At 70.0% G+C, this 14,338-nt stretch carries 13 protein-coding genes and 2 rRNA genes; 6 read left to right on the plus strand and 9 right to left on the minus strand.

Features of this window, described 5'->3' with window-relative positions; genetic code table 11:
* A 23S ribosomal RNA gene (locus FHS22_RS22305) occupies nt 1–95 on the plus strand; the annotation flags it as partial.
* Nucleotides 96–246: 151 nt separating this feature from the next.
* Nucleotides 247–363: ribosomal RNA gene (rrf, locus tag FHS22_RS22310) — 5S ribosomal RNA — on the plus strand.
* Between the two features lie 97 nt (nt 364–460).
* Here the strand turns inward: rrf and FHS22_RS22315 are convergent.
* A complete protein-coding gene (locus FHS22_RS22315) occupies nt 461–1,252 on the minus strand; it encodes a PhzF family phenazine biosynthesis protein (RefSeq protein ID WP_184944478.1) in 792 nt (263 codons plus the stop codon).
* 192 nt (nt 1,253–1,444) lie between these two features.
* Between FHS22_RS22315 and FHS22_RS22320 the strand changes: the two genes are divergently transcribed.
* Entirely contained in the window at nt 1,445–1,837 is a 393-nt protein-coding gene (locus FHS22_RS22320; RefSeq protein ID WP_184944480.1) for a cell division protein SepF, read from the plus strand.
* A 120-nt stretch (nt 1,838–1,957) separates the two neighbouring features.
* Here the strand turns inward: FHS22_RS22320 and FHS22_RS22325 are convergent, their stop codons facing one another.
* The 4 genes from FHS22_RS22325 to FHS22_RS37400 all read right to left on the minus strand — a co-directional run bounded on the left by FHS22_RS22325 (nt 1,958) and on the right by FHS22_RS37400 (nt 6,579).
* Nucleotides 1,958–3,304, minus strand: a complete 1,347-nt coding sequence (locus FHS22_RS22325) for a hypothetical protein (protein WP_260408182.1) — start codon at nt 3,302–3,304, stop codon at nt 1,958–1,960.
* A 184-nt stretch (nt 3,305–3,488) separates the two neighbouring features.
* A complete protein-coding gene (gene argS / locus FHS22_RS22330; protein ID WP_184944482.1) occupies nt 3,489–5,222 on the minus strand; it encodes an arginine--tRNA ligase in 1,734 nt (577 codons plus the stop codon).
* 67 nt (nt 5,223–5,289) lie between these two features.
* Nucleotides 5,290–6,396, minus strand: a complete 1,107-nt coding sequence (gene plsX, locus FHS22_RS22335) for a phosphate acyltransferase PlsX (protein ID WP_184944483.1) — start codon at nt 6,394–6,396, stop codon at nt 5,290–5,292.
* Between the two features lie 75 nt (nt 6,397–6,471).
* A complete protein-coding gene (locus FHS22_RS37400) occupies nt 6,472–6,579 on the minus strand; it encodes a DUF1707 domain-containing protein (protein WP_221473972.1) in 108 nt (35 codons plus the stop codon).
* A gap of 129 nt (nt 6,580–6,708) precedes the next feature.
* On the opposite strand from FHS22_RS37400, the gene FHS22_RS22340 reads away from it, so the two are divergent.
* Complete coding sequence (locus FHS22_RS22340; RefSeq protein WP_184944485.1) at nt 6,709–8,031, plus strand: KamA family radical SAM protein; 1,323 nt, start codon at nt 6,709–6,711, stop codon at nt 8,029–8,031.
* A gap of 443 nt (nt 8,032–8,474) precedes the next feature.
* A complete protein-coding gene (locus tag FHS22_RS22345) occupies nt 8,475–9,284 on the plus strand; it encodes a hypothetical protein (RefSeq protein WP_184944487.1) in 810 nt (269 codons plus the stop codon).
* A gap of 119 nt (nt 9,285–9,403) precedes the next feature.
* On the opposite strand, the gene FHS22_RS22350 is transcribed toward FHS22_RS22345, so the two are convergent.
* The 4 genes from FHS22_RS22350 to FHS22_RS22365 all read right to left on the minus strand — a co-directional run bounded on the left by FHS22_RS22350 (nt 9,404) and on the right by FHS22_RS22365 (nt 12,139).
* Entirely contained in the window at nt 9,404–9,583 is a 180-nt protein-coding gene (locus FHS22_RS22350; protein WP_184944489.1) for a hypothetical protein, read from the minus strand.
* A gap of 151 nt (nt 9,584–9,734) precedes the next feature.
* Nucleotides 9,735–10,304, minus strand: a complete 570-nt coding sequence (locus tag FHS22_RS22355; RefSeq protein WP_184944490.1) for a YbhB/YbcL family Raf kinase inhibitor-like protein — start codon at nt 10,302–10,304, stop codon at nt 9,735–9,737.
* Between the two features lie 52 nt (nt 10,305–10,356).
* Nucleotides 10,357–11,211: an ABC transporter ATP-binding protein gene (locus tag FHS22_RS22360; protein ID WP_184944492.1), complete on the minus strand. Its 855-nt coding sequence runs from the start codon at nt 11,209–11,211 to the stop codon at nt 10,357–10,359.
* Nucleotides 11,204–12,139 (minus strand): ABC transporter permease, encoded by a 936-nt coding sequence (locus FHS22_RS22365; RefSeq protein WP_184944493.1) that lies wholly within the window; start codon nt 12,137–12,139, stop codon nt 11,204–11,206. Before FHS22_RS22365 ends, FHS22_RS22360 begins: the two co-directional genes overlap by 8 nt.
* A 501-nt stretch (nt 12,140–12,640) precedes the next feature.
* Between FHS22_RS22365 and FHS22_RS22370 the strand changes: the two genes are divergently transcribed.
* Nucleotides 12,641–14,266 (plus strand): peptide ABC transporter substrate-binding protein, encoded by a 1,626-nt coding sequence (locus FHS22_RS22370; protein ID WP_184944495.1) that lies wholly within the window; start codon nt 12,641–12,643, stop codon nt 14,264–14,266.
* Nucleotides 14,267–14,338 lie beyond the last annotated feature (72 nt).

Here is a 14,338-nt window from a genome sequence, read left to right on the forward strand (position 1 = left end):
AAGGCTCCCGGTAGACGACCGGGTTGATAGGCCGGAGGTGGAAGCGCAGTAATGTGTGGAGCTGACCGGTACTAATAGGCCGAGGACTTGACCATGAAGCAAGCGTCCATGGGTTTTCTGCAGCGCTCTGCGTCTCTTCAGGGGGTGTGGGGCAGCGCGAAAGCGTGTGGGTTCTGTTGCTCGCGTCCACTAGGCAATTCTGAGACAACAAACGCCGCTGTGTGCGGGTTGATTGTTTCATAGGGTTACGGCGGTTATGGCGAAGGGGAAACACCCGGTTACATTCCGAACCCGGAAGTTAAGCTCTTCAGCGCCGATGGTACTGCACTCGGGAGGGTGTGGGAGAGTAGGTCGCCGCCGGACAATCTTTTCAGTGAGGGCCATCCTTCGGGGTGGCCCTTTCTGTTTTGTGGGGAAGGGGGCCGGGCGCTCTCGCCCGACGGCCCCCTTCCCTTCGTTCTCAGACGTGCAACTCACCGGAGAGCACGGTCACCGCGTGCCCGGCCAGCTCGACCCGGTCGCCGCGTACGGTGGTGCGGACCGTGCCCCCGCGTTCCGAGCACTGGTAACCGGTGAGCGTCTCCCCGCCCAGCCTGGCCGTCCAGTAGGGGCCGAGGGCGCAGTGGGCGGACCCGGTCACCGGGTCCTCGGGGACGCCGACCCGGGGTGCGAAGAACCGGGACACGTAGTCCGCGCCCTCCGCCGCGGAGCCGGCGGTCACGATGACTCCACGGGCGTCCACGGACTCCAGGGCCGCGAAGTCGGGGGAGACGGCACGCACCGCGTCCTCGTGCCCGACCTCGACGAGGTAGTCCCACTCGTTCCTGCCGACCCAGACGGGCTCGACTCCGAGCGCCTCGATCAGGCCCTGCGGGGGGTCCGTCTTCTCCAGGACCTTCGCCGGGAAGTCCATGGAGATGAGTCCGGTCGTGTCGTCCCGCACCACCGACAGGATGCCGCTCCTGGTCGAGAATTCGATGACCCCGGAGGCGGCTCCGGTGGAGTAGAGCACATGCGCCGTCGACAGCGTCGCATGTCCGCACAGGGCCACCTCGACCACAGGGGTGAACCAGCGCAGTGAATGCGGGCCGCCGTTCTCCTCCCTGAGCAGGAAGGCCGTCTCCGAATGCCTCATCTCCGCGGCGAGCGACCGCATCCAGGAATCCGGCACCGGAGCGTCCAGCAGGCACACTCCGGCGGGGTTGCCCCGGAAAGAACTGTCGGTGAAGGCATCTACCGTGAAGATCTGCATGACGTGATGGTAGCCGTGCCGCCCGTGAAGATTGGAGACCGTGCCCAGGGGCAGGCAACGGGGGACGTTGGTCGTGCCAAATGGAAATACATGATGGGCGTGTCGCACCGTGAACTTCTTGTCGTCGGTTAGCGTCCAATATGCAGGGACTGAAAGCCGATACGGCCGGGTCCTGAAGGAAAGGACGAGCCGATGGGGGCAGTGCGCAAGGTGGCCACCTACCTTGGTCTGGGGGCAGAGCACTACGACGACTCCTACGACTACGAGGAGGACGTCGAGACGGAGGAGGGCGAGGACTGGCAGTCCGCCGCCGAGCGCGCGGCCAAGCGCTGGCACTCGGTGAACGAGCCCTCGCGGATCGTGATGCTGACTCCGAAGAAGTACAACGACGCTCCCACCATCGGCCGGCACTTCCGGGAGGGACAGGCCGTCATCATGGACGTCAGCGGCATGAGCATGGCCGAGGCGACGCGGCTGGTCGACTTCGCCGCCGGGCTGGCCTACGGCTGCGACGGGCGCATCGAGCGGATCGCGGAGAAGGTCTTCCTGCTGGCTCCCTCCGAGGTGGAGGTCACCACCGGGTGAACCGGCGGCGGGCCGGCTCCGCGGCCGGTCCCGCCCGCCGCCGCGACGGGCACCCCGGGGCGCATCGGTGTGCCGCGGCGAGCGGATCGCGGAGCAGGCTGGCGGCGCCGGCGGGGCGGCCTAACCGGCGCGGGGGCCCCGGCGGAGCAGGCGGGTCAACTCGGTCAGGTCCGCGGTCGCGGCCTGGGCGCGCTTGTCCGCCTCCCTGGCGTACTCATGCAGCGCCCACACCGCGCCCTCGGCCAGTTCGCGCAGTTCCATGAGCTGCGCGGCGACGTAGTCGGCGTCCGCCTGCTCCTGACGGCGCCGCTTCCTGAGCAGGTGGCCGCCCGCACCGGCCAGGACCGCGGCGAGCACCGCGGCCGGGACCGTCGCGGAGGCGAGGAAGGCCGAGGCCAGGGCGGCCACGACCACGAAGACCGCCCCCACGGCGAGCAGCGCGTAGGCGTACCAGAGCCTGCCGCGGGCGGGCACGCCCTCGGCGACGACCCGTTCCTCGGCGGCGGCGAAGGAGGCGGGGTCCGGACCCTCCGGCCGGAGCACGACCTGGTGCCCGAGGAGCGAGAAGGTGACGGAGTCGGGCGGGGTGGTCTGGGTCGCCCTGGCGAGGCCCTCCGCGGCGTTCCGCACGGCGGGAGCGGCCACGTGCAGCGCGATCGCCGCCAGGCGGGGGTCGGAGCCGGGCCGCAGGTCGGCGAGGAGATGGCCGGTGAGCGAGCTCATCGGCCCCTCCGGGCCGCCGGAGCCGATCAGCCGGCGGAGGACGGCCAGCGGCTCCTCCTCGGCCCACGCGGTGGCCGGGGTGCGCGAGCGGTTCGCCAGTTTCCCGTCGCCGTCGCGGGCCCGGCTCTCCCCGGCGGAGGTGATCTCCACGCAGCGGCCGCGGAGCCGGGCGAGCTGGGCTGCGGCGTGGACCGGCCGGGCCAGGTCCGGGAACTCGGCCAGCTCCGGGAAGTCGGCCAGGGAGGGGGGGACCACGATCGACGGCTCGTCCGGGGTCAGCGCCCGCAGCCAGGGAGAAGGATCGTCCGGCTCCGAGGAGACCGCGTCGAGCCTGCGGAGTATGAAGATCTTTCCCGCCGGGCCGTACGCGCCCCTGGCGGCGGCGAGCCAGAGCGCCCGCTGGCCGTGGGTGACGGGCCGGTCCGTGCTGAGCTCGCCGAAGGCGGTGCCGAACCAGGAGGCGTGGATGCGGTCGCCCTGCCCGGCGACGGCGAGGGCGAGGCAGAGGAAGAGCGCGGTCTTCTGCGGGTCGCGCTGGGCGGCGAGGCCGAGGGGCTCCAGCGCGTCCTCGCCGCGGATGAGCGCCGTCAGGGCCTTGACGGCCGGTGCCAGCCAGTAGTCCGGCACGTCCGGCAGATCCGGCGGCGTGCCGGTGAGGACGCCGTCGGCGGCGAGGTCCGCCAGGAGCGCCTCGGCGTGTCGGTGCAGCTCCGTCCCGGCGTGAGGATTCGCGCTCAGGTCCATGCTCAAGGGCAGAGAACTCTCTCGACATCGTGGCCGTTGACCGCGCCAGCGTAGTCGGGACCGGCGGTCACCGCCGGGAGGCGCGCCGGACCGGGCTTTGCCGGATGATCGACCCGATTTTGGGAATACGGGCCGACCACCCGGCGGGTCGGCCGGTACGGCGCGCGGGCCGTACCGGTGCGGGTCACATGCGCTCGGGCACCCGGACGCCGAGCAGGTCCAGGCCGGTCTCCAGTACGCGCATGGTGAGCGCGCACAGCGCGAGCCGGGAGGCGCGGGTGGCCTCGTCGACGTCCTCCCGCAGGACGGGGCAGTTCTCGTAGAAGGTGGTGAAGGCGCTGGCGGTCTCGTAGAGGTAGGCGCACAGCCGGTGCGGCTCGGCCGCGGTGCCGGCCAGCTCGACGACCGGGCCGAAGCCCAGCAGCTGCAGCGCCAGCGCGCGCTCGGCAGGGTCGCCCAGCGCGATCGGGCCGGTGGCCGACTCCGGATCGACTCCGCCCTTGCGGAAGATGGAGCGGATCCGGGCCGTGGCGTACTGCATGTAGGGGCCGGTGTTGCCGGTGAAGGCGAGCATGCGGTCGAAGTCGAAGATGTACTCGCTGTCGTGGCTGACCGACAGGTCGGCGTACTTCACCGCGCCCATGCCGACGGTGTGGGCGATCTCGCGCTGGGTCGCCTCGTCGTAGCCGCGGTCGGCGATCGCCGCCCTGGCCCGGTCGACGGCCTCGTCGAGCAGGTCCGTCAGCTTGACGGTCTCGCCGCTGCGGGTGCGGAACCGGCGGCCGTCGGTGCCGAGCATCATGCCGATCTGGACGTGCTCGGCGGAGACCGTGTCGGGCAGCCAGCCGGCCATCCGGGCGGCGGCGAAGACCATCCGGAAGTGCAGGGCCTGGTCGGCGCCGACCACGTAGAGGATGCGGTCGACCTTGAGGTCGTCCACCCGGTAGCGGACGGCGGCCATGTCGGTGGTGGCGTAGCCGTACCCGCCGTCGCTCTTGCGGATCATGAGGGGGAGCGGCTTGTCCTCGGCGCCGGTGAAGCCGGGCGGGAAGACGCAGAGGGCGCCCTCGCTGACCACCGCGATGCCCTCGGCCTCCAGGTCGTCGCAGGTCTTGGCGAGCATCGGGTTGTACATGCTCTCGCCGGCGATGTCGTCGTCGGTGAGCGTGACGCCGAGCATGGAGTAGACCTTGTCGAAGTAGCGGATCGTGGCGCCCATGAACAGGTGCCAGAGCCGCATGGTCTCCGGGTCCTCGGACTGCAGGGTCGACACGCGCCGCCGGGAGCGCTGCTTGAACTCCTCGTCGGAGTCGAACTTGACGCGGGCCTCCTGGTAGTACTCGCTGCCCTCGCCGGCCTCCAGCCGGGCGATCGCGGCCTCCTCGCCGATGTCCAGCAGGTGCTCGATGAGCATGCCGAACGGGGTGCCCCAGTCGCCCACGTGGTTCTGCCGGACGACGCGGTTGCCGAGGTGCTCCAGCGTGCGCGCCAGGCAGTCGCCGACGATCGTCGTGCGCAGGTGGCCGACGTGCATCTCCTTGGCCGCGTTGGGCGCGGAGTAGTCGATCACGATGGTCTGCGGCGGCGTGGCCGTGGGCACTCCGGCGCGCGGGTCGGCCAGGATGCCGGCCGTCTGCCCGGCGATCCAGGCGTCGTCGAGGGTGATGTTGAGGAAGCCGGGGCCGCTGACCTCGACCGTGCCCGGGAAGCCCGCCTCCGTGAGCCGGTCGGCGAGCTCCTGGGCGACCTCCCGCGGGGCTCGTCGCAGCCGCTTGCCCAGGCTCATCGCGACGTTCGCCTGGAAGTCGGCGAACTGCGAGGGACGGATCAGCGGGTCTGCGTCGGAGAACTCCGCGCCGAAGGCGGCGGCCAGCGCCTGCTGGACGCGCTCGGCGAGGAAGAGCTGCGGGTCGGTCATGGACCAAGCGTATCGGTAGCGCCGCCGTGGTTCCCGGGGATGTACCGCCGTCCGCACGTCCGTTCGATCATGGTTGCGGCCGCTCGTCCTTCGGCCGCTCCTCCGGCCGCGCGGGAGAGGAGTGGGGGCCTCCGGAGGGCCGCCAGAGGCGGTGCGGCCGGTGGGCGGCGGCGAGGCGCTCGCCGATCCTGGCGACCACGCCCTGCCCGGCCAGTTTCGCGGCGAGCACGCAGGCGGCGCTCACGCCGCGGGCCCGGGAGTCGCCGTGCGCGATGACCACGGTGCCGTTCAGCCCGAGGAGGACGGCGCCGCCGTACTGCTCGGGGTCCAGCCGCCGGTGGAGTTCCCTGATGCGCCGCTTCTGCAGCAGCCCGCCGAGCCTGGCCGTACGGCTCTCGCCGATCGCCTCGCGGAGCTCGGCGAAGGCGTAGCGGACGCTCCCCTCGATGGTCTTGAGCGCCACGTTGCCGGTGAAGCCGTCGGTGACGACGACGTCGACGGAGCGGGTGAGCAGGTCGTGGCCCTCGATGTTGCCGGCGAAGTCGAGGCCGGGGGAGGCCGAGAGCAGCTCGTGCGCCCGTTTGACGAGCTTGTTGCCCTTGCCCGGCTCGCTGCCGATGGTCAGCAGGCCGACGCGGGGCCTGCGGATCTGGAAGGCGGTCTCCGCGTAGGCCGCGCCGAGGTGCGCGAACTGGACCAGCATCTCGGGCTTGACCTCGGCGTTGGCGCCGGCGTCCAGCAGCACCGAGGGCTCCGGGCGGGTCGGGAGGGCGACGGCGATCGCGGGCCTGAGGACACCGGGCTGGCCCTTGAGCCGGAGCTTCCCGGTGGCCACGACTCCGGCGGTGGATCCGGCCGAGACCACGGCGGCGGCGTCGCCGCGCCGTACGAGGTGGCAGGCGACGGCGATGCTGGAGCGCGGGCGGCGCAGGCTGGCCAGGGCGCCCTCGTCCATGGACAGGACCTCTTCGGCGCGGACGATCGGGATCTCGGCGGTCGCGTCGTGCCGGGCCAGTGCCTCGTAGAGCGGGCGGGGCGCGCCGACGAGCACGACGGGGACCCCGTGCTCCCGCACCGCCTGTACGGCTCCCGCCACGATCTCGCCCGGGGCGTGATCGCCGCCCATGGCGTCCAGCGCGATCGGTGCGGCGCCGGGAGCGGCGGTGTCAGGCAATCGGTCACCTCGTGCGGAAGGGTGTGTCCCCGCATCGTAGGCGCGGTTACCGATGGGTTAAACAGGCGGGGCGGATCAGCGGGCGCTCGGTGCGATCTCCCGGCCCGGCGGGACGGCGCCGGGCAGGTCGCGGGTGAGGGGGGCGAGATCGCCCACGGTCGTCGCCTGGTAGGCGGCGTCCATAACACGCCGGTTTCGGTCCGGGTGGAACCCGTCGCGGGGATGGATGCGTCCGGTATACAGGCCCCCTAGACGCGTGACCATCCGAAGAGGTTTACGCGAACCGCGACAAAAAACGAAGGGAAAAGCCTAGTGATCTTGAAAGAAGGCTCAGTACGCGGCTTCCGTGCCTACACCGTGAAGCATCTCGACGACCTTCTGCGACGGGGCGGTTTCTCCGAGGAGGAGCGGCTCCGGATCCGGGCGGTGGCGGCCGTGCTGCCGTTCCGGACCAATGCCTACGTGGTGGACCAGCTCATCGACTGGTCCGCCGTACCCGACGACCCGATCTTCCGGCTGGTCTTCCCCCAGGAGGACATGCTGCCCGAGGCCGACGTCACCAGACTCGCAGGTCTGCTGCGATCGAATGCACCGAATGCGGAGATTCAGGTGGCCGCGAACCGGGTCAGGGCGCGGCTCAACCCGCATCCCGCCGGACAGCTCGACCTGAACGTCCCGCGCGTCGGCACCGAGCCGCTCCCCGGCACGCAGCACAAATACCCCGAGACCGTTCTCTTCTTCCCCAAGCAGGGGCAGACGTGTCATGCCTACTGCACCTACTGCTTCCGGTGGGCGCAGTTCATCGGCGAACCCGACCTGAAGTTCGCCTCCGACGAGATCGGGGACCTCGTCGGCTATCTCAAGGAGCACCCCGAGGTGACGAGTGTGCTCCTCACCGGAGGCGATCCCATGATCATGGGTGAGCCGGTGCTCCGCCGCTACCTGGAGCCGCTGCTGGAGGTGGAGCAGCTGGAGTCCATCCGTATCGGGAGCAAGTCGCTGGCCTACTGGCCGCAGCGGTTCGTCTCGGACCCGGACGCGGGGGAGACGCTCCGCCTGTTCTCCTCGGTGGCGGAGGCGGGCAAGACCCTCGCGTTCATGGCGCACTTCTCCCATCCGAGGGAGATGGAGCCACCGGTCGTGGAGGCGGCCGTGGCCGGGATCCTCAGCACGGGGGCGGTCATCCGCACCCAGGCGCCGCTGATCAGGTCGATCAACGACGAGCCGGGGATCTGGGCGGCGATGTGGCGCCGCCACCTCACCATGGGCATGGTGCCCTACTACATGTTCGTCGAGCGGGACACCGGACCCCAGGACTACTTCGCGGTACCGCTCGCCCGGGCGTACGAGATCTTCAGGGACGCCTACGCGAGCGTCTCGGGGCTGTGCCGCACGGTGCGCGGCCCCTCCATGTCGGCCACGCCGGGCAAGGTGTGCGTGGACGGCGTCGCGGAGATCGCCGGTCAGAAGGTCTTCGTCCTCCACCTCATCCAGGCGCGCGATCCCGAACTGGTCGGCCGCCCCTTCTTCGCCAGGTACGACCCCGAGGCCGTCTGGCTCACCGATCTCAGGCCGGCCTTCGCCGACCGCTTCCCGTTCGAGGCCGAGACGGCCGGGGCGCTGCTGTCGGCCTGATGCCCGGGTCAAGCGGGCGTCCGGCGACGGGAAAATCCGGTATCGCGTCCGGCGGCCCGCGCTTTCCCGTTTCTTTTATCCGGCATTGCCGTACCGATGCCGGAGAGGAGCCCCGGACCTCTGTGCCATTTCCGGCATAAGGATTGCCGGACCGTAATCCTTCGCACTGTTATTTCCGGTTTCACCGCCCGCGCCGGGCGGCTCCCCGGAGTCGCCCGGCGCGCGTGCGCAACCGCCTGTCCTGGTGTGTCGGCGGGTGGTCTAGGCATCGTAAACAGACCGGGGACGCGCTCGCCCCGGTGATACAACTGCCGGAGCAGCTTCCGGCCGGGGGCGTTCTGTGCAATCTTCCAAACCGTGCCCGCCGGTGAAGTGAGTCTTATGGTCTGCTTTTCTCGGCATTTTCCGGAGAAGCAGAACGATTACGAGCTGGGAAGGCAATCATGAAGCGAGTCATCAAAGCGGCCGTAGCCGCGGCCGCGTTCGGCCTCGCGGCGGCGATCTGCTCGCCCGCACAGGCGGAGGCGGCGGCGGCGGACCCCTTCAACGAGCAGGCTGCGGCCGGCACCGTCTCCATGGCGCTCCAGGGGCTCTCCGGTGGGCTCTTCGACGGCGGTGCCGCGCTGAGCGGGCTGGGCAACGGTCAGGGAGCCATGGCCGGAGACGGCGTGTTCGGGACGGGCTCGGAGAGCGTCCGGCGGATCCTGGGCATCTCCGCGGACCAGATCACCTGGGGCAGCCCGATCCGGGGCGTCGCCGACGGGATGGGCCCGGTGGGGCAGACCGTCGACACCACCGGGGGGCTCCTCGGCAACACCTCCGACGCGGCCGCCTCCGTCGGGCGCCTGACGGAGGACCTGCAGGGCACCGGCGAGGCCGTCGAGGGGGTCGGCAACCAGGGAGGCGCGGTCGACGGTCTGGTGTACGGGCTGAACGAGGCGGTGCCGCAGGGTCCCGAGCAGGCGGGCAACCTCTCGCCGCTCGTCGACGCCGTCGCCCCCGAGCAGGGTGCCCCGCTCAGGCAGGTCGTCGGGCCGGTGACCCGCTCCGCCTCCATCGACCAGCTCGCTCCGCTGCTGAGCGGCGCCACCGGCGGCGGCCAGGGCGTGCAGGTCTCGACCGGGCAGGGCGCTCCGGCGCCGGCCCAGGGCGGCCAGGCCGCGACCGGGCAGGCCACCCAGGCCGCGACCGGGCTCGTCGGCTCCATGACCGGGCTCGTCGGCGGGGCGGCCAAGCGGGCCACCACCAGGTAGCCGCCGCTCCCGCGGCATGGCCCGGGGACGTGAAGAGACCGGCCGGTGCGCACCGGCCGGTCTCTTCGTGTCGCGGCCCGGACGTCGCGTCCGGGGTCGGCTGTCCGGGCCCGCCCGGCTCAGAGCCCGTGGATCCGCACGGAGGTGCGGCGGGCGATCTGGGCCTGGAGCCGGGCCATCTGCCAGTGCAGCTCGATGAGCTGCTCGGCGAGCTGGAGACGGGAAATCTCGGCTGGATCCTCTGCGGCCAGGTGGTCGATCGCGGTCGACAGCTCTCGCATCGCGCGCCCCCACTCCATGACGCTTCCTAGGGTCGAACCCCCTGCTCGAAACAACGTTCGAATCATAGCCGAACGCTGGTCCCGGTGTCAGTCGATTGCCCCACGACTCGCCGTACGGCGCGCCGGGCGGGCTCGCGCGGGCCGCCCGGCGCCGCAGGAGGGCGCGGGCTCAGCCGGAGACGCCGTACTCGGGGACGACGTAGCCGCGGGCCAGCGTGTTGGCGGTGATGTTGAAACCCACCACGGCGGGCGGGGTGTCGGCGTCCAGGCCGAGCTTCTCCACGCCCAGGGCGTGGACGGCGAAGACGTAGCGGTGCGGGGCGCCGGGCGGCGGGGCGGCGCCGCCGTACTCCCTGGAGCTGTAGTCGTTGCGGCCGTGCACGCCGAACGCGGTGTCGGCGGTGCCCGCGCCCGAGGGGAGCTCGGTGACGCCGGCGGGGATGTCGTACAGGAGCCAGTGCCAGAACCCGCTGCCGGTGGGCGCGTCGGGGTCGAAGCAGGTCACCGCGTAGCTCCTGGTCTCCTCCGGCGCGCCGGACCAGCGCAGGTGCGGGGAGACGTTCCGGCCGGTCATGCCCCAGCCGTCGAAGACGTGGGTCTCGGCCAGGGTCTGCCCGTCGCGGACGTCGTCGCTCTCGACGGTCAGCGCGGGGACCTCGGGCAGGAAGTCGTACGGGAGCGGTGGGCGTGGCGGCACGGTCAACCTCCGGTGGGAAGCGGCGTTCTCGGTCGCTCCCATCTTGCCCCGCGGTCCGGCTCCGCCGTCAGACCTCGCGCCGGACCCCGGCGGGTCAGGCCTTGTTGTAGGCGGCGATCACGGTCTTGGGGTCGCCGTCCATTTTGATCTTCCCCTTGTGCAGCCAGATGACCCGGTTGCAGGTCTCCTCGATCACGTCGAGGTTGTGCGCGACGAGGAAGACCGTGCCGGCCTCCTCGCGCATCTGCTTGATGCGCTCCTGGCTCTTGCGCTTGAACTCGCGGTCGCCGGTGGCCAGGGCCTCGTCGATGATCAGCACGTCGTGCTTCTTGGCCGAGGCGATGGCGAAGCGGAGCCGGGCGCCCATGCCGGAGGAGTAGGTCGACATGGGGAACTGCACGAACTCCCCGATGCCGGAGAAGTCGACGATGTCGTCGAACTTCTCCTGGACCTGGGTGGGGTTCATGCCCATGGCGTAGCAGCCGAGCACGATGTTGCGCTCGCCGGTGAGCTCGCGCATCAGGGCGGCGTTGACGCCGAGCAGGGAGGGCTGGCCGTCGGTGTAGACCGCGCCGGAGTGCGGGGGCAGCAGGCCCGCGATGGCGCGCAGCAGGGTGGACTTGCCCGAGCCGTTGCGGCCGACGATGCCGATGGCGTCGCCGTGGCGGGCCACGAAGGAGACGCCCCGGACGGCGTGGATCTCCTTCATCTGGGGCCGCCCCTGTCGCTTGAGCAGGCGCATCAGGGCGTTGGCGGCGTTGCCCTTCTCCGCGTCGGTGGCGGCGCCGTACACCCGGTAGATGATGTGCAGGTCGTCGACGATCACTGTCGGGGTGCCCTCGCGCGGATCGTGCGGGGGCTCCGGGTTGGGGTACACCCGCACGTCCGCACTCGGGACGGCGGGCTCCTCGGCCTTCACTCGGGACAGCTCCTCGGTCAACTCAGCCACGGCCGTACTTCTCCTCGGCTCGCCAGAAGTACCAGAAGCCACCGATCAGGGCGAACACTGCCCAGAATACGCAGACCGACCAGATGTACGGTCGCGTCGAATGCGACTCGATGAGCAGGTTGCGCATGAGCTCGATGTAGGCGGCGGCGGGGTTGAAGTACATGACGTCGGCGACCCACTGCGGGAGGCCGGCGGAGTTCACGACCTTGTCGCCGATCGCGAAGAACACGCCGGAGGCGTAGAGCCAGGTGCGCATGATGAAGGGCAGGAGCTGGTTCAGGTCGCGGGCGGTGGCGCCGACGCGGGCCAGGACCAGGCTGGCGCCCACGTTGAACATGGTCTGCAGCACCAGGGCGACCGGGACGAGCAGCCAGAACCAGGTGAGGGGCTCTCCGGTGACCAGGACCAGCGCGAACAGCACGCCCATGGAGATCAGGAGCTGCTGGAACTCCTGGATGGTGTAGGCGAGCGGGAGCGCCGCGCGAGGGAAGTGCAGGGCGCGGATCATCGACAGGTTGCCGGAGATCGACTTGGCGCCGCCGCTCACCGCGCGCTGGGTGTAGGTGAAGACGAACATCCCGGTGATGAGGAACGCGGGGTAGTTCTCGATGTCCTTGCTCGCGCCGAGGATCAGGCCGAACATCAGCCAGTAGATGGCGGCGTTGAGCAGGGGCGTGAGGACCTGCCAGAGCTGGCCCAGGGCTGAGTTGCTGTACTTCGAGACGTTGCGCGAGGTCGCGTACGTCATGACGAAGTGCCGTCGCTCCCACAACTGGCGCAGGTAGACGGGGAGACTCGGGCGTGCGATGGCACGCCGAAGTCCGTAACGCTCGGCGAGCTTGGCCAGCGGCTCCTGCCCCGTAGTGGGGGTGCCGTCACTCGGGCCGCCCGCCTGGGCGTCCGCGGTGGCGGATTCCGGCTGGCTCATGGCTAGGACTCTATTGGATGTGGGTGGATGACATGCCTGCGGCGGGGCTCCGCCGCACATTGGACGGGATCGCGGGATGGGTGGTTCCACGGCAATTGCGTTGGTCGCCTCCCCCCGTCCCCCGTCCCCGTGCCGCGTCAACGGTAGCCCAGGCGGGGGTCGTATGGGAGCAATGGCGCGGCCACTCTGACCGGGGAGGTATGTTGGCGTGACCATTCCTGTGCTACATGTGCACCAATATCCGCTTTGCGGAGTTTTGGGAAGCTTGCAGCGGGTGGGCTGGTCGCCGTGTGACGCCGAACCGGTGCCGCGTGACCGAACTGCAACATCCCGGAGACGACCCGGTATGGGGCTGTACGGGATAGTCGCGTCCGACCGGTGCGGCGTCAGCGTGCCGGCCGGGTCAGTGGGAACCGGGGGGCGCTGGATCCTCCGAGGGACTGCCTCGGACGGCGGGAGATCAGTGTCGGCGCTCACCTGTATAGGGAGGATTTACCACAAATGCGTGTCACTAAGGGCGCGAAGATCATCGCCAGCACAGCGCTGCTCGCTCTGGGGCTCGCCGCCTGTGGCAGCGCGACCTCCACCGACGAGGCGTCCGCCGCCGGGGCCGTGCGAATGAGGATCGGCGAGCCGCAGAAGCTGTTCTATCCCGGCGACACCGTGGAGTCCGAGGGCGCGGAGGTCCTGGCCGCGATCTTCGCCCCGCTGGTGAAGTACGACGAGAACAAGGAGCTCGTCGAGCACGTCGCCGACTCGGTCAAGACCTCCGACAACAGGGTCTGGACGATCAAGCTGAAGTCCGGCTTCACATGGCACAACGGTGACCCGCTGACCGCGCAGAACTACGTGGACGCGTGGAACTACACGGCCAATCAGGAGAACGCGCAGAGCGCCAACTACTTCTTCGCGCGGGTCCAGGGCTACGACGCCCTCAACCCCGGAGAGGGCAAGACCCCCTCGGCCGAGGGGATGAGCGGCCTGAAGGTCGTCGACGACACGACCTTCCAGGTCACCCTCACCCGGCCGTTCTCGCAGTTCGGCACCATGCTGGGATATACCGCGTTCTACCCGCTGCCCGAGGTCGCCTTCGGCGACGACGGGAAGGTCACCGAGGAGTACGCCAAGAAGCCGATCGGCCAGGGCCTCTTCAAGATCGACAACCCCTACAACAAGGGCAGCGACCAGGCGATCACCCTCACGCGCTACGACGCCTTCCCCGGCGACAAGCCGAAGTTCGACAAGCTGCAGTTCAAGATCTACAACAGCGCCGAGACCGCCTGGAACGACCTGCAGGCGGGCGAGATCGACGTCCAGGAGCAGCTTCCCCCGTCGGCGATCTCGACCGCGAAGGCCGAGCTGGGCGACCGCTACATCGACCAGGAGGACGCCGGCATCGGCTACATCGGCTTCCCCCTCGTCGCCGGCGACCAGTACGACGACGTGCAGGTCCGCAGGGCCGTCTCGATGGCCATCGACCGCAAGACGATCTCCGAGGCGGTCTTCTCCGGCACGCGCGCCCCGGCCGACGACTTCATCAACCCGCTGCTCGATGGCTACCGCGCCGGCGCCTGCACGGCCTGCGTCTACGACCCCGCCGCGGCCAGGAAGCTCTACACCGAGGCGAACGGCCCCAAGCAGCTGGAGATCGGCTCCAACATGGACAACGGCCACAAGGAGTGGATCGAGGCCGTCGCCAACAACCTCCGCTCCAACCTGGGCGTCGAGGTCAAGGTCTCGCCGTACGAGAAGTTCGGGCAGCTCCTCGACGAGCTGGACGCCAAGAAGTACACCGGCATGTTCCGCAGCGGCTGGATCATCGACTACCCGTCGCCGGAGAACTACCTCACGCCGATCTTCTCCACCGGCGCCATCAAGAACGGCTCGAACTACGCGGGCTACTCCAACCCCGAGTTCGACGAGCTCGTCACCAAGGGCGACTCCGCGACCACGCCGGAGCAGAGCCTGAAGTTCTACCAGAAGGCCGACGACATCCTCCTGCGGGACCTGCCGATGATCCCGATCTTCTACTACCGGATGAACGCGGCGTTCTCCGAGCACGTCAAGGGCGTCAAGATCAACCTGCTCAACCAGGTCGAGTGGGTCTCGGTCGAGAAGGTGGTCTGACGGTTCCCCCCGGGCCGGGCGGGTGACCGCCCGGCCCCACCAGGTCCCGCTCCGCCGCGGCCCTCCCGCGAT

This window comes from Thiemannella venezuelensis (genome assembly GCF_014203605.1).
Taxonomy (GTDB): domain Bacteria; phylum Actinomycetota; class Actinomycetes; order Streptosporangiales; family Streptosporangiaceae; genus Planomonospora_A; species Planomonospora_A venezuelensis.